The 17,712-nt window shown below is 33.8% G+C and carries 17 protein-coding genes; 10 read left to right on the forward strand and 7 right to left on the reverse strand.

The window, feature by feature from the left end:
• Positions 1-200 precede the first annotated feature (200 nt).
• The 3 genes from AB8B52_RS11740 to AB8B52_RS11750 are packed head-to-tail and all read left to right on the forward strand — an operon-like array spanning position 201 to position 2,265.
• Positions 201-812 carry an HAD family hydrolase gene (locus AB8B52_RS11740; protein WP_406028323.1) on the forward strand — a complete coding sequence of 204 codons (612 nt, stop codon included), beginning with the start codon at positions 201-203 and terminating at the stop codon, positions 810-812.
• A complete protein-coding gene (locus tag AB8B52_RS11745; protein ID WP_406028325.1) occupies positions 809-1,660 on the forward strand; it encodes an EamA/RhaT family transporter in 852 nt (283 codons plus the stop codon). The genes AB8B52_RS11740 and AB8B52_RS11745 overlap by 4 nt, the downstream gene beginning before the upstream one ends.
• Positions 1,660-2,265: an IMPACT family protein gene (locus AB8B52_RS11750; RefSeq protein WP_406028327.1), complete on the forward strand. Its 606-nt coding sequence runs from the start codon at positions 1,660-1,662 to the stop codon at positions 2,263-2,265. Before AB8B52_RS11745 ends, AB8B52_RS11750 begins: the two co-directional genes overlap by 1 nt.
• On the opposite strand, the gene AB8B52_RS11755 is transcribed toward AB8B52_RS11750, so the two are convergent.
• Positions 2,260-2,667 (reverse strand): acyl-CoA thioesterase, encoded by a 408-nt coding sequence (locus AB8B52_RS11755; protein ID WP_406028329.1) that lies wholly within the window; start codon positions 2,665-2,667, stop codon positions 2,260-2,262. The two genes, AB8B52_RS11750 and AB8B52_RS11755, sit on opposite strands and share 6 nt — an antisense overlap.
• Positions 2,668-2,870: 203 nt before the next feature.
• Here AB8B52_RS11755 and dnaA point away from each other — a divergent pair, with 203 nt between their 5' ends.
• The 4 genes from dnaA (at position 2,871) to AB8B52_RS11775 (ending at position 6,974) form a co-directional block, all read left to right on the forward strand.
• Positions 2,871-4,298 (forward strand): chromosomal replication initiator protein DnaA, encoded by a 1,428-nt coding sequence (gene dnaA, locus AB8B52_RS11760; RefSeq protein ID WP_406028331.1) that lies wholly within the window; start codon positions 2,871-2,873, stop codon positions 4,296-4,298.
• A 12-nt stretch (positions 4,299-4,310) separates the two neighbouring features.
• Positions 4,311-4,766, forward strand: coding sequence for a low molecular weight protein-tyrosine-phosphatase (locus AB8B52_RS11765; RefSeq protein WP_406028333.1), 456 nt, complete (start codon positions 4,311-4,313; stop codon positions 4,764-4,766).
• Between the two features lie 70 nt (positions 4,767-4,836).
• The gene (locus AB8B52_RS11770) at positions 4,837-6,258 is read left to right on the forward strand and encodes a PQQ-dependent sugar dehydrogenase (protein ID WP_406028335.1); all 1,422 of its coding nucleotides are present in this window, start codon (positions 4,837-4,839) and stop codon (positions 6,256-6,258) included.
• Complete coding sequence (locus tag AB8B52_RS11775; protein WP_406028337.1) at positions 6,258-6,974, forward strand: SAM-dependent methyltransferase; 717 nt, start codon at positions 6,258-6,260, stop codon at positions 6,972-6,974. Before AB8B52_RS11770 ends, AB8B52_RS11775 begins: the two co-directional genes overlap by 1 nt.
• A 140-nt stretch (positions 6,975-7,114) precedes the next feature.
• On the opposite strand, the gene AB8B52_RS11780 is transcribed toward AB8B52_RS11775, so the two are convergent.
• From AB8B52_RS11780 to dapF, 5 genes are all read right to left on the reverse strand, one after another.
• Positions 7,115-7,771, reverse strand: coding sequence for a peptidoglycan-binding protein LysM (locus tag AB8B52_RS11780; RefSeq protein WP_406028339.1), 657 nt, complete (start codon positions 7,769-7,771; stop codon positions 7,115-7,117).
• Positions 7,772-7,889: 118 nt separating this feature from the next.
• Entirely contained in the window at positions 7,890-8,795 is a 906-nt protein-coding gene (locus tag AB8B52_RS11785; RefSeq protein ID WP_406028341.1) for a DUF2279 domain-containing protein, read from the reverse strand.
• Between the two features lies 1 nt (position 8,796).
• Entirely contained in the window at positions 8,797-9,840 is a 1,044-nt protein-coding gene (gene mltG / locus AB8B52_RS11790; RefSeq protein ID WP_406028343.1) for an endolytic transglycosylase MltG, read from the reverse strand.
• A 2-nt stretch (positions 9,841-9,842) separates the two neighbouring features.
• Positions 9,843-10,367, reverse strand: coding sequence for a GNAT family N-acetyltransferase (locus tag AB8B52_RS11795; protein ID WP_406028344.1), 525 nt, complete (start codon positions 10,365-10,367; stop codon positions 9,843-9,845).
• On the reverse strand, positions 10,361-11,140 hold the full coding sequence (gene dapF, locus AB8B52_RS11800) for a diaminopimelate epimerase (protein WP_406028346.1): 780 nt from the start codon (positions 11,138-11,140) through the stop codon (positions 10,361-10,363). Before dapF ends, AB8B52_RS11795 begins: the two co-directional genes overlap by 7 nt.
• A 173-nt stretch (positions 11,141-11,313) precedes the next feature.
• Here dapF and AB8B52_RS11805 point away from each other — a divergent pair, with 173 nt between their 5' ends.
• The 3 genes from AB8B52_RS11805 (at position 11,314) to AB8B52_RS11815 (ending at position 15,752) form a co-directional block, all read left to right on the forward strand.
• A complete protein-coding gene (locus AB8B52_RS11805; RefSeq protein ID WP_406028348.1) occupies positions 11,314-12,729 on the forward strand; it encodes a trypsin-like peptidase domain-containing protein in 1,416 nt (471 codons plus the stop codon).
• 139 nt (positions 12,730-12,868) lie between these two features.
• Positions 12,869-14,317, forward strand: a complete 1,449-nt coding sequence (locus tag AB8B52_RS11810) for a glyceraldehyde-3-phosphate dehydrogenase (protein ID WP_406028350.1) — start codon at positions 12,869-12,871, stop codon at positions 14,315-14,317.
• 172 nt (positions 14,318-14,489) lie between these two features.
• Positions 14,490-15,752 carry a hypothetical protein gene (locus tag AB8B52_RS11815; protein WP_406028352.1) on the forward strand — a complete coding sequence of 421 codons (1,263 nt, stop codon included), beginning with the start codon at positions 14,490-14,492 and terminating at the stop codon, positions 15,750-15,752.
• A 476-nt stretch (positions 15,753-16,228) separates the two neighbouring features.
• Here AB8B52_RS11815 and AB8B52_RS11820 read toward each other — a convergent pair whose 3' ends face one another.
• Positions 16,229-17,689: a polysaccharide biosynthesis C-terminal domain-containing protein gene (locus AB8B52_RS11820; RefSeq protein ID WP_406028354.1), complete on the reverse strand. Its 1,461-nt coding sequence runs from the start codon at positions 17,687-17,689 to the stop codon at positions 16,229-16,231.
• Positions 17,690-17,712 lie beyond the last annotated feature (23 nt).

Below are 17,712 nucleotides of genomic sequence, written 5' to 3' on the forward strand. Positions count from 1 at the left end.
AAGCGAAAACATAATTTAAAATAAAAAACACTTCTACTACACTCAGTGTGAAAGAAAGGAAATGATTATGAGTAAAAACACCATCTTTAATTTCAGGAACAAACGTAACTGAGACAGGACCTGTCAGGTTTTAAAAACCTGACAGGTCTGAGCTAGTGAATAGAATAACTTAAGATAACTAATTTTCAAGAGAAACAAACATGATTAAAACACTAATTTTCGATTTTGGCGATGTTTTTATCAATTTAGATAAGCAAGGTGCTATGCAAAACGCTTTGGACTTATTTCAGCTTGAAACCTTTGAAGCAGATATAATTGAAACCAACACACTTTATGAAGTTGGTAAGATTTCAACTTCAGAATTTATTAAGTTTTATAAAACTAAATTTTCAAACGTTCATGAAACAGCGCTTATAAATACTTGGAATTTCATTATTAAAGATTTCCCAAAACACAGATTAGATTTTATTAAAGAATTAGCACATCAAAAAGAATACAAACTTATTTTACTAAGCAATACTAATGATTTACATATCAATTTCATAAAAGAGAACGTTTCATTTTACGAGGAATTTAAAGCTTATTTTGATGTCTTTTACTTATCTCAAGAAATTCACCTAAGAAAACCAAATGCGGATATTTTTGAATTCGTGCTCAAAGAAAATCAACTTATTGCTAACGAATGTCTTTTTATCGACGATACTAAAGACAACATAGATATGGCTAAAACATTAAACTTTCATACTTGGAACATTGATGAAACCAAAGAAGATGTAGTGACGCTTTTTGAAACTAAAAAAGAGCTCTTTTGATATATCTGCTACTTAGTATCCTATCCTCTACTGGGATTTTTGTAATTTTTAAACTCTTAGGGAAATATAAGGTCAATACGTTACAGGTCATTGTTGTTAACTATTTTACGGCTTGTTTTTGTGGGTTTATGCTTTATGAAGAAGCTATTATCCCTTCTGAAATCATACAAACCAGTTGGTTCTTTGCTGCCGTTGCTCTAGGCTTTTTATTTATCGCCATTTTCAATGTGATGGCATTAACGGCTCAAAAAAACGGACTTTCTGTTGCTTCGGTTTCTAGTAAAATGAGTGTTATTATTCCTGTAATGTTCGGAATTATAGTGTTTAATGAAAGTGTTGGTGCTCAGAAAATAATAGGCATTCTTTTAGCTTTAGTTGCGGTTTATTTAACCTCCATAAAGCAGAAAGAAACAGTTGTACTCACACAATCTTTATACTTACCTATTATTCTGTTTTTTGGTTCTGGTGTTATAGACACGTCCATAAATTATTTTGCACCAGATGATGACATCCCTTTATTCTCAGCAACTATTTTTGCAATAGCTGCAGTTATTGGTGTTTCTGTCTTAGTGTTTAATAACTTAAAACATCAACAAAGATTTCAACTAAAAAGTATACCTTTTGGCATGGCTTTAGGTCTGGTAAATTACTGTTCCATTCATTTTTTATTATTAGCATTGCGCGTTGAAAATACCGAAAGCTCTGCATTATTTACCATTAACAATATTGCTATTTTAATGCTGTCGTCTTTAATTGGTTTAGTTTTATTTAAAGAAAAAATCAGTGTTGTTAATTGGATAGGAATTGGGCTGGCTTTAATCTCAATTTTATTAGTGACTTTAGCGTAATGGAAAACGACCTCTACAAAACCATTTTAAAACCAGCCAAAGGCGAACTCTTTAAAGATAAGAATAGCAAGTTTTATGGATTTACGTATCCTGTAACTAATGAAGCTCAGATAAAACAGCACCTTGAAGATTTAAAAAAAGAACATTACTCTGCAAGGCATTGGTGTTATGCTTATCAGATTGGGACGGAAACCATGCAATACAGAGCCAATGATGATGGAGAACCTAACAATTCGGCTGGCATGCCTATTTATGGACAAATTCAATCTTTTGAGGTCACTAACATTTTAATTGTGGTTGTTAGGTATTATGGAGGAGTAAAACTCGGAGTTGGTGGTTTAATAAACGCCTACCGAACTGGTGCGCAATTCGCCTTAGAAGCTTCAAAAATTGTAGAACGCACGATTAACAAAAATTTTCAACTTCAATTTGAATATAAAAACATGAGCAAAGTGATGCGAATTCTAAAAGAAAATGACGTTGAAATTACAAATCAGACTTTAGAATTAAATTGCTTGTTAGAAATATCTGTCAGAAAAAGTAACAGTTCTAAAGTATTTGAACTGTTTAATCAATTTTTCGGAGTAGAGATTAAAGAATTATAACGAATAATTTTGCAGTTTGTCTAAAAGATATTTCGGACATCGTGTAGGTCTATTCTTCAACGTGTCTATAAAAGCTAAAATTGTGCTCCCTGTAGCCAGTAAAACATCCGAGTCATTTCGTAGTTCATATTCAAATTCAATAGACGCTGTTGGCATTTTTTTTAGTGTTGTTTTTACTTTAAGCACATCATCATAACGTGCTGAATTTTTGTAATTTATAGACAATGAAACCACAGGTAGCATGATGCCATCTGCTTCCATTCCGCTATAAGTAAGTCCAAACTCACGCAACCACTCAGTTCTACCCACTTCAAAGTACACAGCGTAGTTCCCATGGTATACAACGCCCATCTGATCTGTTTCGCCATAACGCACTCTTATTTCTGCTTCATTATAATTCATATTGATATATACTTTTGTTTAGGAATAAATTTGTAGTTTTATAACGTTTTAAACATGAGGAAAAAATTCTAAACATTCAATGATATAAGATTTTTTTTTTAAGAATTTTGTTCACATATTTGTCCTGTTGAAAACGTAGAGAGAATTCTAATTCTCTTTTTTTTTGCGAATCTAACTAACAACGCATAATCTAAAATTAACGCATGGAGAACACAGCTCAAACTGTATGGAGTAATTGTCTTGCCTTTATAAAAGACAATATACAACCACAAGCCTATAAAACATGGTTTGAACCTATAGATGCTGTTAAACTTTCTGGCAACGCTTTAAGCATACAAGTACCAAGTAAATTTTTTTATGAATGGTTAGAAGAGCATTATGTAAAAATTCTTAAAGTTTCTTTGACCAAAGAGTTAGGTGAAGATGCTAAATTGGTGTACGTTATTAAAATGGAAAACACCTATGGTAACAAACAACCGTTTACCGAGAAAATTCCAAGTGCTAACCGTTCTGCCTTAAAATCGCAAGATGTTGATGTGCCATTTAATAATAAAAGTCCTGAATTAAGAAATCCATTTATTATTCCAGGCATTAGAAATGTAAAGATTGAATCGCAACTTAACCCAAGTTATAGTTTTGAAAACTTCTTAGAAGGCGACTCTAACCGATTAGCAAGAAATGCAGGTATTGCAGTTGCTAATAAACCAGGAGGCACGTCTTTTAATCCACTTTTAATTTTTGGTGGTGTTGGCTTAGGTAAAACACATTTAGCACACGCTATTGGTGTTGATATAAAAGATAAATATCCTGAAAAAACCGTTTTATATATTTCTGCTGAAAAATTTACGCAACAATATATAGATTCTGTTAAAAAGAATAATAGAAACGATTTTATTCATTTCTATCAAATTATAGATGTACTTATTATTGATGATGTCCAATTCTTATCTGGTAAAACAGGTACGCAAGATGTCTTCTTTCATATTTTTAATCATTTGCACCAAAACGGAAAGCAAGTTATTTTAACAAGTGACAAAGCACCTGTAGATATGCAAGATATTGAGCAACGCTTACTATCGCGCTTTAAATGGGGACTTTCGGCAGAATTGCAAACACCAGATTTTGAAACGAGAGTGTCTATTCTTAAGAATAAACTTTACAGAGATGGTGTTGAAATGCCAGATGACATTGTAGAATATGTGGCGAAGCATATTAAAACAAATGTTAGAGAACTAGAAGGTGCTATTATCTCATTAATCGCACAATCATCCTTTAATAAAAAAGAAATCACAATTAATCTTGCGAAGGATATTGTAGAGAAGTTTGTAAAGAATACGAAGCGTGAAGTTTCTATTGATTACATTCAGAAAGTGGTTTCCGATTATTTTCAAATGGATGTCAATACGCTTCAATCTAAAACTCGAAAGCGCCATATTGTGCAAGCACGTCAATTAGCTATGTTTTTTGCTAAAAAATATACTAAAGCGTCTTTGGCTAGTATTGGTTCTCAAATTGGGCAACGTGATCACGCAACCGTATTACACGCTTGTAAAACCGTTGATAACTTGTCTTCTACAGATAAGCAATTTAGAAAATACGTTGAAGACTTATCTAAAAAGTTAGCCCTTTAATTATTTCATTTTATGACACGTATCTTAATGGTATGCTTAGGAAACATTTGTCGTTCTCCTTTAGCACATGGAGTGATGCAATCTAAACTTTCCGAAACTGAGTTTTATGTTGATTCTGCTGGTACAGCAGCGTATCATATTGGTAATGCGCCAGATAAACGCTCTATTAGAGTTGCGCGTGACAATGGATTAGATATTAGCCATCAAAGTGCTAGGCAATTTAAAGTTTCAGATTTTGATACATTTGATTATATCTACGCTATGGACCATTCTAATTATGACAATATTATTAGTTTGGCTAGAACCAACGAAGACCTTAAAAAAGTAAAACTTTTTCTAGAGACACATCCTTCCATTGAAAATAAAAACATGCCAGATCCTTATTATGGAGACCAATCAGATTTTGAATATGTTTACACTTTGGTTAACGAGACTTGCGATATCTTAGCAAAGCAATTACAAGCGTAAGGAAAACATTAACACCTTAACTACTTTTCTTTTTTGTAATTTAGGGGCTTAACTCTGTTATTCTAAAAAAATGAAATCTACAATTACATTAGTGCTGTTTATTTTTATAACAACGTCTTTCGTAAGTGCTCAAATCTTAGATCTAGAACTCTATGCCTCAAATTTTGACCGCCCTGTAAGTATTAAACATGCTGGAGACGATAGACTCTTTATTGTTGAACAAGACGGCCTTATTAAAATAATTAATGCTGATGGCTCTAATCAAAGCACTCCGTTTTTAGATATTAATAATCGTGTGATAAACACAGGAAATGAACGTGGCCTTTTGGGTTTAGCTTTTCATCCAGATTATGCCTCAAATGGTTACTTTTTCATTAACTATATTAATAATGCTGGTGATACAGTGGTTTCGAGATTTACAAGAGATGCTACAAATTCTAATATTGCTGATCCTACTTCTGAATTCATAATTATCACCTACGCCCAGCCCTTCTCCAACCACAATGGTGGAGATTTAGCCTTTGGACCAGATGGTTATCTCTATATTGCTTCAGGTGATGGTGGTTCTGGTGGAGATCCAGAAGATAACGCACAAAATACTTTAAATTTATTAGGAAATCTTTTAAGGTTAGATATTGATGCTACGACACCGACACAAAATTATAGTATTCCTTCGAGCAACCCTTTTATAGGTCACCCTAACTTTAGAGCAGAAATTTTTGCTTACGGCTTAAGAAATCCTTGGAAATTTTCTTTTGATCGTTTTACAAATGATTTATGGATTGCAGATGTAGGCCAAAACCAATACGAAGAAATCAATATGGTATCTTCAGCAGAGGCCGCAATTGGCTTAAATTATGGCTGGAGATGTTATGAAGGCAATGGTCCTTTTAATACAGACGACTGTTCCGATGCTAGTGCTTACACATTTCCAGTTGAAGGATATTTTCACTCTGGTGATGGAGCGTCTAAATGTTCCATAACAGGCGGATACCGTTATAGAGGAACTACCTATACTAATTTTGAAGGCTTATACTTCTTTGCAGATATTTGTAGTCAAGAAATTGGATACCTAACGTTTAACGAAAGCACGATGACTTGGTCCAAAACCTTTGAACAATTTTCAGGACAATGGTCTGCATTTGGTGAAGATTTAAATGGTGAAATCTATGTATCAGACCTTTCATCAGGAAACATTTTTAAATTAATTGATACGACTCTAAGTCTTGATGATGATGTCATATCTTCCATATCTATCTATCCTAATCCAGCAAAAAATCAGGTCAACATTAACTTTGGGCCTTTTAGTACTTCAGACCAGGCAATTGAAATAGATATTCACGATTTACAAGGTAAAAAAGTAATGTCCGTTAGTCGTAATCAAGACAATATTCAAACTATTAACACATCACAACTGGCTGGTGGTATTTATATTTTAAACGTAAATTCGAACAACGGATCACAAGGAACACATAAACTGGTTATTCAGTAATGAGCGAAACAAAAGGAAAATTATATCTCATACCAACACGGTTAGGAGATAATCCACCACTAGAAGTATTACCAATTTCTATTAAGAAAATAATTGAATCACTTGATTATTATATTGTTGAAAATGAAAAAACAGCACGTCGTTTTATAAAACGCGTCTCTTCTGGAAAGTCGCAGCCCTCATTAAAATTACAAGTGCTTAATAAGTATACCACAGAAGCAGAACGCAATACTTTTTTAAATCCATGTTTAGAAGGTATTTCAATAGGGTTAATTTCTGAAGCTGGTTGTCCTGCTATTGCAGATCCTGGTGCTGATATTGTAAGTTTAGCGCATCAAATGGATATAAAAGTTGTGCCTCTTGTTGGGCCATCTTCTATATTATTGGCATTAATGGGTTCAGGTATGAATGGCCAAAGTTTTACCTTTAATGGTTATTTACCTATTGATAAAAGTGAACGTAAAGCAAAATTAAAAACCTTAGAGCGTTTATCCCAAGAACATAATCAAGCTCAAATTTTTATAGAAACACCTTATAGAAATATGAAAATGCTTGAAGATTTAGCAAACACGCTGCATCCTAGCACACGACTTTGTATTGCTTGCGATTTAACTTTACCAACAGAATTTATTAAAACAAAATCAGCTAGCGACTGGAAACATAATAAAGAAGATTTCCATAAACGTCCTGCGATATTTATTATTCAGAAGGATTGAGTTTTTTAGATGGAAGACGGAAGATTACGCAAAGTTTCACAGAGACGGCACGGAAATTGACAAAGAAAAAGGAATAATTAGTCATTCCAATTTGAAACTCCGAACTCTCAACACTGAACTCTAAAATCCGAACTTAAAACCTACAAAGTTACTCTCGCTTTTTGATCAGGAATAATCATAGATGTATCATAACCTGAAAACTTTTTCATGTAATATCTTACTGTTGCACCATAAGCATCCGAAATATTATGACCTCCAGAGCTGCGAAGATATTTTTTCACACTTCCTGGTCCTGCCAAATGCGCTGCAGCCAAAATACCTGATTCTGTTATTTTTATACCAGCAATCTGTTTGCCTTCAAAACGTTTAATGTCTTTTCGTAATACCCATTTGTTACGTTCTGCATTTGCAATAAATGCTTTTTCTTGTAATTCAGGATTGTACAAAAACTGATTTGGAGTATAGATTCCTATTAACTTTAAAGTTTCTGATCCAAATTGGTATTTACCTAAATAACCCAAAGAATTAACCGTAAAATAATCACCTCGAGATTCTTTAAATGCTAACGCTTCTTTAAAACCTTGAAAGGATTTTCCTAAATGTGGGGTAAATAAACTTTGATGTGAAGCATGGTCCAAATCAACCATCGCTAAATCTTCTGAAATATTATAATTAAGCTCCAATCCCTCTGTAGAATAATGCTCAGGATTTAGAGATGAATCTGGATATAAAGCTAATGCAGCAAATAAACAAATTGCAAAAGGTACTATAAAATTCTTAATGCTATTTTTAATCATAACAGCTAAATTTATGTTGTAAAATAATTTCCTCAAACTACTTTATCAAATTCGCGTGCAAATATACGACATTTTTCTAATTATTGAAAATCAACCGTTTAAGTATTAAATTTTTAACTTAAAAGTAGATATAGTGTCCTTTTATCCGTCCATTGCTGTTTATCTCAATGGCTGGAAAAGGTAGCTTAATTACGTTTAAAACATCAAAAATGGATTTCAGGACGTGAGAATTTGTTTTAATTCGGGTTAAATCAACATCCAAGCTCAGGTAATATTGACGTGTTCTGTTCTGATTTAAAACGGATAAGTCATTTGGATTTCCTGTCAGCATACCATCGGCTCCATAACCAAAGGCAATATTCAACCAATTAGGAATGGTTTCTGTTTTTAAAAATGAATTTATATTAGCACTAAGCCAATACGTTTGTCCATTATAATCTTTTAGAAATTCTTCAGAAAGGCCGCTGCCTAATATATTAGGGCGTTGTTGTGCAAATTGAGTACGCTGAAAAGAATATTTTAAAAGGATGCGTTGCTCATCCCATAGTAATTCTTGACCTACATGCAAACCTGTTCCTGCGGCATTGGCTGCCATATCTGTCCAAGAAAATCCCCATTCTTCTGAAAAACCATCTAATACTTCAACAGCAGTTAAAAAACCCAAACCTAAGGTAGATCCATAAATAAGCTGATTTTTTTTGCTGACTCCTGCCCAACTTAAAGCATTGGCTCCTAGCCTTCCCAATTGGTAAGAAGAAAACACATGACCCATTTTATCCATCTGCAACCATTCGCCACTATCATCTAAAGTTTGAAATTTTGAACGTGGATAATCTGCGTACCATAATTGATTGAGTCCGACTAAGGTTGCTGTAGCTAGCGCGGTTTCTGTGATTACCACAATATTTCTGCGTGTAAGATTTAACGAATCGCTCGGTTTTAAAAAGGAATTGAATTGAGATTGTGAAAAAAGCGAATGACTTAAAAAAATAAAAAAAACGGTATAGCAGTAAAAACGCTTCACCTTATTTATTAATCCCTTGAGACGATAAATATTGATGGTAAGCCCTTGCATTATTGTTATGTTGCCCAAGTGTTTTTGCAAACTTGTGGTAACCTATACGCTTTGCATCTGCTGCAAAATAGAGGTATTGATGAGTTTCAGGATTTAAAACTGCTTTTATTGCTGATAAATCTGGCATGGCGATAAGTCCTGGAGGTAAACCTAAATTCTTATACGTATTATAAGGAGAATCGATCTCTTTATGAATATTTAAAACACGTCTTATAATCGTGTTTTTATATGTTGGTAATTGATATGCCGCAAATTTCAAAGTCGGATCAGCCTGCAAAGGCATACCAATGCGCAATCTATTCAAATAAACTCCTGCAACTCTTGGTTGTTCGTCTGCTTGTTTAGATTCTTCGTGTACTATAGAGGCTAAGGTTATAACTTCGTTCGGACTTAGATTTAATTTTTCAGCTTGTGCTTTTCTAGTGTCCGTCCAAAAGCGGTTGTATTCTTTTAGCATTCTATCTCTAAAGGTTTCCGCAGAAGTGTTCCAGAAAAACTCATAACTATTCGGCAGATACATGCCTAAGGCAGTCGCTTTGTTAAAACCATTCTTATTCAGAAAGGTATCATCAGTCATTGCCTTCAACAAAGACAAACTATCGGCTTCAATTTGTGTGCTAATTCTTCCCGCTAAATCGGCTAAACTGTGCTGATTATTAAACGCAATTTTAATTGGTAAATTTTTACTTCGGATGGAATTAATAATAGCATTATTATTCATGCCTTTCGTAATAGCATAACGACCTGCTTTAATATTTGAACTGTATTTTTTCTGATGCGCTAGCGCATCAAAAGCATCAATATCTTCTAGAAGCGGTTCTAATTGAGATCGTACTTCAGAATAGTCTGCGTTTGTGGATATATAGATATAGGCCGTTTCATTATTGAATTTTGTATTTGGCGAAAACATAGCTCCGTAAATATAATAAGCAAAGCCTGCGAAAACAGCCAAACCAATCAGTGCAATAGCCCAAAGAATTTTTTTAATGTACATAATTATGCTTTAATGCGTTGTAATAGATATTCGTTCGTGAAGTTTTCACCATTAAAACTCCAATCATTTTTTAATCCTATAATTTTAAATCCATTGGCTTGAAACAATTTTAAGCTGGCTAAATTAGATTCAGAAATATTGGCATAAACTTGATGCAAATGTAAGGTCTGAAAACAATAATTTACCAATACATCTAAGGCTTCTTTCCCATAACCTTGATTTCGGTTAGCTTTATCTTGAATAAGAATACCGATACCAGCACGCTTGTTTTTTATATCAAAATCAAACACGTCAATTAAACCAATAGTTTTGTCATTTTTAGTGCAAATAGCTAATCGTAGTTGTTTGGCTTCAAAAATATCTTGTTGCGCATTGTCTAGGTATTGTTTAATTAAAAATTTAGAATATGGTGTTTGCGTATCGCTCAACACCCACAAATTCGTATCATTTTCAATTTCATAAACAAAGTCTAGATCTTCTGGCTCTAAAGCTCTTAAATAAATATGTTCTGCTTTTAAACTTACCATTTAATTTCACCTTTAAATACTTGCTCGGCAGGACCGATTAGCCAAATATTATGGTAACTATTTTCATCATTTTGAAACGTCACTTTCAGTTCACCACCTTCAACTTTCAAAGTCACATTATTATGTTGTGTTTTACCTGTTTTATGCATCGCTAATGCTACTGCTGTAACTCCAGTTCCACAAGAAAGGGTTTCATCTTCCACTCCACGCTCGTAAGTTCTAACAGCAAATTTATCGTTAGCAATCTGCTCTGCAAAATTCACATTACTTCCACTATTAGTATAAATGTCTCCATATCTAATTCGTGCACCTTCAGTTTTTACATTTAGTTGCGATAAGTCTGAACATAGTTCCACATGATGCGGAGATCCTGTATTTAAAAATTGATGATTTTCAAAAATCTGTATTTCAGAAACATCTTGCATTTGAAGATGTACCACGTCATTTTCAATTTTGGCTTTATGCAAACCATCGATCGCAACAAACTCAGTTTCATTTTCAATAATACCTAAGAACTTTGCAAATGCTACGATACAACGTCCGCCATTACCACACATACTACTTTCATTACCATCTGCATTGTAATACACCATTTTAAAATCTGAATTTTCGTCAGTTTCTAACAGTATAAAACCGTCTGCTCCAATGCCAAAACGTCGGTCGCACAAGGTTGCTATGCGTTTGGTATCGTTTTTGTTTATAAAATGTAAGCGGTTATCTACGATTATAAAATCGTTACCAGTGCCTTGATATTTGTAAAATGTTATTGCCATAAGTTGGTAGCAAATATAAGCATATTCGACTATAAAATATGATGTTAAAGCGTCGTTAAATTTGACGTTAAATAGTAGTTAAAATGAAAAATGAAATCAATAAATCTCTAATTTTAATCGTTAAAAGATAACAAACAATTAAATCAATAGTTAAACTTAAATCTGAAAAAAAAATGAAGAAGATTCTAACATTAGTATGTGTTTCGGCATTAGGTGGTCTATTAACACTAAGCGGTTATAAACTCTTTGTCGAAAAAAATAATAATCCTTTAATTGTAGAACAAGCTTCTGAAGCCCCTTTATTTGTGCCTACAGCTAATTACATGAACACAAGAAACACCACTTCAGTTATCGCTCCTAACTTTGTGGAAGCTGCTGAAAAATCATTAGATGCTGTGGTTCACGTAAAAAATACCTCTATCGTCAATGCACCAATGACGATGCAAGATTTATTTTTTGGTCGAAATTCGCAACGTGCACAAGTCGGTACAGGTAGTGGTGTCATTATTTCGCCAACCGGTTATATTGTTACTAATAACCACGTGATTAATAATGCCGACAAAATCAGTATTACTTTAAATAATAACAAAGCATATATCGCTGAACTGATCGGTACTGACGAAGCGACTGATATCGCATTACTTAAAATTGAAACGGACGACGATTTACCATTTATGGCTTTTGGAGATTCTGACAATGCTAAAATTGGCGAATGGGTTTTGGCCGTTGGTAATCCCTTTAATTTAAATTCTACCGTAACCGCAGGCATTATAAGTGCTAAGGCTCGCGATTTATCTGGACAAAATTCGCAATCATTTATTCAAACTGATGCAGCCGTAAATCCTGGCAACTCAGGTGGAGCTTTGGTCAATACCAATGGAGATTTAATTGGTATTAATACGGCTATTTCTTCAAGAACAGGTTCTTATATTGGCTATTCATTTGCTGTACCAAGCAATATTGCTAGAAAAATCGTCAACGACATTATGGAATATGGTAATGTACAAAATGGTATTCTTGGAGTTGTTGGAGGAGCTTTAAATAGTGAAACCGCAGAAAAATTAGGTACAGAAACCACACAAGGCTTTTATGTAAGTGATGTACAAGAAGAAACAGGAGCTGCAAAAGCAGGCATTAAATCTGGAGATATTATAAGAAAAGTAGATGGTGTTGATATTAATAAATTTTCTGATTTAACAGGATATTTAAAAACTAAAAGTCCTGATGATGTAGTGAATGTGACCTTACTAAGAGGTGGAGATGAAGAAGTTATACCTGTAACCTTACTGAAACCATCAATTACTACGCTTCCAACTGTAGGCTTTGTAAAAAACCCTACGGACAAAGAATTAAAAGCTTATAACACCACTTACGGTGTGAAAATTCACAAATTAACAGATGAAAATTATATACCATATTGGAATAGCAATAATGTAAAAGAAGGAGACGTCATCACAAAAATTAATGGTAAAAAATTATACTCCGTTGACGATGTACAGACAACAATGAAAACCAGAAATTTAAATGAACCACTTCAAATCGAAGTTATTAATAATGAAGGTGAAAAAGTGGTGTATAATTTCAGATAAAAAACCTTACTAGATCTTACAATTTAAACCCTTCAAAGTATTATTCTTTGAAGGGTTTTTATTTTCGTTGAAACGTGTTACGAAAACGTTTGAAATATATTACTTTTGCGCAAATTATAAACCATAAACCAAACAAAACATGGGTTTTAACGACACTTACGAAAAAGAGTTAGCGTTTCAAGCAGACCGTCGCAGAGCAACGGTAGAATTTATTAAAATTATTAGTGACTTATGGTACGATAAGTCTATAGAATTGGTGCTTTTTAGAAACCAATTAATCGACAGAAATGTCAGTGAAATTTTAAACTTGCATGAGTATGCAGGAGAGTTTGTTCAAAAACCTATTTCTATTTTTGATTCGGTTGAAATTGCCCAAGCCATAAGCGCGCTTAATCTTCCACCTGCTAAACTAGACATTGGAAAATTAACTTACGAGTTTCATTTAGAAGATCAGAAATATAGTAATGCCACTGCTTTTGTATCCGCTAAATTAGGAAAGGCTAAAAATAATAAAGCTATAGAACCGAAGGATGTTGTGCTTTATGGTTTTGGTAGAATTGGTCGTTTGGTTGCACGTGAATTAATGACACGCACAGGAAAAGGTACACAATTACGTTTAAGAGCCATTGTGACTAGAGGTGAAATAAACGCAACTGTTTTAGAAAAGCGTGCCTCTTTATTAAGAAACGATTCTGTACATGGCGATTTTTCAGGAATGGTAAGCGTTGATGAAAAAAACTCAGCTTTAATTATTAATGGGACTACTGTAAAGATTATTTCAGCCAATAAACCAGAAGACATTGACTATACATCATATAGTATCAATAATGCTTTAGTCATTGATAATACTGGTGCATTTAGAGATAAAGCTGCTTTAAGTAGACATTTAAAAGCAAAAGGAGTTGATAAAGTATTACTAACCGCTCCTGGTAAAGGGATTCCTAATATTGTGCATGGTGTCAATCATACGGAGTACGATCCTGATAAAGTAAAAATAGTTTCTGCAGCGTCTTGCACAACAAACGCTATCACACCAATTTTAAAAGCGGTTGAAGATTCTTTCGGAATTAAAACCGGACATTTAGAAACGATTCATGCTTACACGAATGATCAAAATTTAGTTGATAATTTTCATAGTAAATACAGACGTGGACGCGCTGCTGGTTTAAATATGGTGATTACCGAAACTGGAGCTGGCCAAGCGGTAAGTAAAGCCTTGCCGTCTTTAGAAGGTAAATTAACATCTAATGCTATTAGAGTGCCTGTACCAAACGGATCTTTAGCAATTTTAAGTTTAGAACTAGAAGGTAAAACTTCGGTTGATAGTATGAATGCTATTATGAAAAAATACGCTTTAGAAGGTGATTTGGTAGAGCAAATTAAATACGAAATGAGTGACGAATTAGTATCGAGCGATATTGTAGGTAGCTCAGCTCCTTCTATTTATGATAGTAAAGCGACTATTGTTAGAAAAGATGGAAAAAATGCTATTTTATACATTTGGTACGATAATGAATATGGCTATAGCCAGCAAGTTATTCGTTTATCAAAATACATTTCTAAAGTAAGACGCTACGCGTATTACTAGAATCATGTAAAAGAGTGAAATATCTAAAGAGGCTACTTAAAACGTAAGCCTCTTTTTTGTGTTTATTTAATCGACCAAAAGTAATGTATTATTTAAATAAACAAGCTAATTTATATTTTGGCACGCTGTTTGTTTTATAGTTAACGAGTTTAATTTTTAAAACCCATTAATTATGAAAAAGCTACTATTTTTATTTGCAAGTTTAGTACTAGTTAGTACTACTGCAACAGCAACAGCCAACACTATTGAAGCAGAAGCTTCTATTATGAATAATGTGAGAGGTTACGGCAATTCTTTCATATTTAATGAAGCTGGTATTGAATTTTCAATATTTGCAGATGGCCAGTTCGATTTCTTTTTACCAAATCATGGTCCAGATGTCAACGTCGGAATTAACAGCCCTGGTTTTTCATTCAGTTTCAACTCTGGTTTTAATTACAATCCATTTGTACAGTACGATAGCTTTGGTGCTATCATTCAGATTCAAAACACTCCAGTATTCTATGATTTTTATGGTAGAGTTAACCAAATTGGAAACATTTTTATTAACTACAACAGTTTTAATAGAATTAACAGAATTGGTGGTCTAAACATCTTTTACAGAAACAATATGTTTTGGAGATACGACGGATTTATAAACAACTTTAACCGTGCTTATGTATGGAGACCTTGGCACCAGTTTTACGGTGTACCACATGCTAACTTCTGTGTTATAAATGCAAATCCTTACAGACAGTTTTATGCACCTGTAAGACATATTTTCTACAGACCTTATCTTAATAACGTTAGAAATTTTAATGTTGGAAGACGTGGAAATAACCAAATAGGAAGACGTGGTAACGCAACAAGACATAATAATAGATATGTGCAGACTCCTAGAAATAGAACAGAGCGAAGTATTAGAACTCGTGTAAGAAACAACAATGCAACTATTGCTAGTACAAGAGCTACACGTTTAAGAGACAACACAGCTACTGCGACAAGAACAACAAGAAATACAAATGCGACAACTAGATCTAACACAACACGTGTATCTAACCAAGCAACAGCAACACGTTCTAATACAAGAGTAGCAACTCCGACAAGAACAAGTAGAACTCTAAATGCAAATGCAACAACGACACGTTCTAATACAAGAGTGGCAACTCCAACGCGAGCAACACGTAGTAATAATAACATATCTACAAGAAATACGCGTAATAATGTGACCAGAAGTAACAATTCTGTGTCTAATAATAGAACAAGAGCTACGTCTACTAGACAAGTAAAAGCAACTCCGACTCGAACAATTAATAGAGCGGCAGCGCAAAATGTAAGACAGAGAAGTAGTGTTCAAAATAAAAGACAATCGTCGTCTGTAAAGAGCAGATCGAATATAAGTAGAAGCAGTAACCAAGGCTCTACAAGATCTAACTCAAGACGATCTAGAGGATAAAAGTTTTTTTGGTTGGTTGGATGTCCCGTATGATGTATGCTTTCTAGCACCTTACGGGACATTCTTATTTTTGAAGGTGAAGGATAAGGTGAAGACGAAGCAGAAGATGAAGACGAAGACGAAGATGAAGATGAAGGTGAAGGTGAAGGTGAAGGTGAAGGTGATAATAACTGACTATGCCCTTTTAGAACGCCATTAGCTAATACATTTGATTTGTGGTGTTTTTTTTAATGCATATTTGAACCCTAAACTAATCTAGGCGGCACTAATTCTTGCTCATTCTTTCTGAAAATCATTTATTCAGGTCGTATTAAAATTTAGGTGAGGCCTAGTTATTTTTTTACGAGATGTAGTCTAGAATGTTTAAATTAAATAACTCAGATTGTGGAATATTCGTTAGGTCTATTTTCAAGTTCAAGTTCGTCTTCGTCTTCAGCTTCATCTTCGTCTTCAACTTCAATTTCGATTTCTGCAACCTACTTCAACCGTAAATAGGTTTTGATCTGATTAGAAATATCCTCAGAGACATTCAATTTATAAATTAGACTGAAATAAATCAAACCAATGCATCCAGATTTCAAAATGATATTGACCATAGGATGAAAAGGAAATTCCCAAAAATAGAAAGCCGCACACAATACAAATAAAGTGATGATGATTTTTACCGATCCAATCGTAAAAGGCACCATGTTGAACTTTCGTTTTACGAAAATGATTTTAATAGTATTGTAAATAAAAACAGCTAAAAACGTGGCGAATGCAGAACCTTCAATACCATAAACAGGAATAAAAACAGCATTCAATACAATAGCCATAATTGCTAATAACACGCCGAAAAACAAGACCATTCTATAATAATCGCTATTAAAAAGAATCGCATTATTGTTACCTAAACTGTTATCATACAATTTGGCTAAACTCACAATGAAGACTACAAAAAGACCTCCTGTAAATTCTTCTGGAAGGATGTCGTAAAGCTGATTAATATTCAAAATAATCAACAAAAAAATAAAACCACTTACCACCAACAAGGTCATGGAACTGCGTTTGTACAAATCTTCCAATCCCACATGATCCTTTTCATTAAGATACTTTGCGGTTAATGGCAGCATAATTTGATGCATAGCGCGCTGTGGCACTGCAATAACCGTGGCAATAAAAATAGCGACGCTGTAGTAAGCCACTTGCTCAATATCTGGCAAAATGAGACCAATCATAAATTTATCGATATCAAGAATCAACATGGCTACAGAACCTGCAATAATCATTAATCCTGAATACTTTAATACAGAACTTCGGTTTTCAATTTTCTGAAATTTTAGCTTTGGCAATCGTATCGTAAAGGCATATAATTTCATAATCACCATTCGTAGCACATACACTCCAACTAGAGCAAGTATAAAATCATTTACCGACAGCCATTCTAAATACACGGTAAAAAGCAACATCATTATACATACACGATGAAAAATCTCTTTCATTAAATTCCCGAATACGGTTTGCAATTGCACTTTCGTCCAAGCGAAAAAAACTTCAAAATACGCCATGGCTATCGCTAGAATAAAAATATGCCAAATGTAATTTTCTACAATTGGATTTTCGTTTGAAAGCCAACTCACAATAGCGTCATAGGCAAAATAACCGATGAAACCCGTCGGAATTATAAATACCAAAGGCAAAAACAACATCAAGGTTAAAAAACTGTTGATACTGTTTTTAGTTCGGAATGTGGAATAAAACTTAACAATGGCATTATGTACACCAAAGGCCATAAACGGCATCATAATATTAGCTGCGGAGAGTAAAAACGCAACTAAGCCATAGTATTTATCTGATAAAAAGTTGGTGTAAAGGAAAAGCGTATTTATAGCACCAATACCAAAGCCTAAATAAGTGGTGATGGTATTTTTGAATGATTGGTTGCGTACGATTCCCATAGTGATGCAAATTACAACTATAA

The sequence above is a fragment of the Winogradskyella sp. genome (genome assembly GCF_045105575.1).
GTDB lineage: Bacteria > Bacteroidota > Bacteroidia > Flavobacteriales > Flavobacteriaceae > Winogradskyella.

What these genes read in the sequence shown, in the direction of transcription:
- AB8B52_RS11740 (WP_406028323.1), top strand. Translation starts at nt 201, where the DNA reads ATGATTAAAACACTAATTTTCGATTTTGGCGATGTTTTTATCAATTTA.
- AB8B52_RS11750 (WP_406028327.1), top strand. Translation starts at nt 1,660, where the DNA reads ATGGAAAACGACCTCTACAAAACCATTTTAAAACCAGCCAAAGGCGAA.
- AB8B52_RS11755 (WP_406028329.1), bottom strand. Translation starts at nt 2,667, where the DNA reads ATGAATTATAATGAAGCAGAAATAAGAGTGCGTTATGGCGAAACAGAT.
- dnaA (WP_406028331.1), top strand. Translation starts at nt 2,871, where the DNA reads ATGGAGAACACAGCTCAAACTGTATGGAGTAATTGTCTTGCCTTTATA.
- AB8B52_RS11765 (WP_406028333.1), top strand. Translation starts at nt 4,311, where the DNA reads ATGACACGTATCTTAATGGTATGCTTAGGAAACATTTGTCGTTCTCCT.
- AB8B52_RS11770 (WP_406028335.1), top strand. Translation starts at nt 4,837, where the DNA reads ATGAAATCTACAATTACATTAGTGCTGTTTATTTTTATAACAACGTCT.
- AB8B52_RS11775 (WP_406028337.1), top strand. Translation starts at nt 6,258, where the DNA reads ATGAGCGAAACAAAAGGAAAATTATATCTCATACCAACACGGTTAGGA.
- AB8B52_RS11780 (WP_406028339.1), bottom strand. Translation starts at nt 7,771, where the DNA reads ATGATTAAAAATAGCATTAAGAATTTTATAGTACCTTTTGCAATTTGT.
- mltG (WP_406028343.1), bottom strand. Translation starts at nt 9,840, where the DNA reads ATGTACATTAAAAAAATTCTTTGGGCTATTGCACTGATTGGTTTGGCT.
- AB8B52_RS11795 (WP_406028344.1), bottom strand. Translation starts at nt 10,367, where the DNA reads ATGGTAAGTTTAAAAGCAGAACATATTTATTTAAGAGCTTTAGAGCCA.
- dapF (WP_406028346.1), bottom strand. Translation starts at nt 11,140, where the DNA reads ATGGCAATAACATTTTACAAATATCAAGGCACTGGTAACGATTTTATA.
- AB8B52_RS11805 (WP_406028348.1), top strand. Translation starts at nt 11,314, where the DNA reads ATGAAGAAGATTCTAACATTAGTATGTGTTTCGGCATTAGGTGGTCTA.
- AB8B52_RS11810 (WP_406028350.1), top strand. Translation starts at nt 12,869, where the DNA reads ATGGGTTTTAACGACACTTACGAAAAAGAGTTAGCGTTTCAAGCAGAC.
- AB8B52_RS11815 (WP_406028352.1), top strand. Translation starts at nt 14,490, where the DNA reads ATGAAAAAGCTACTATTTTTATTTGCAAGTTTAGTACTAGTTAGTACT.
- AB8B52_RS11820 (WP_406028354.1), bottom strand. Translation starts at nt 17,689, where the DNA reads ATGGGAATCGTACGCAACCAATCATTCAAAAATACCATCACCACTTAT.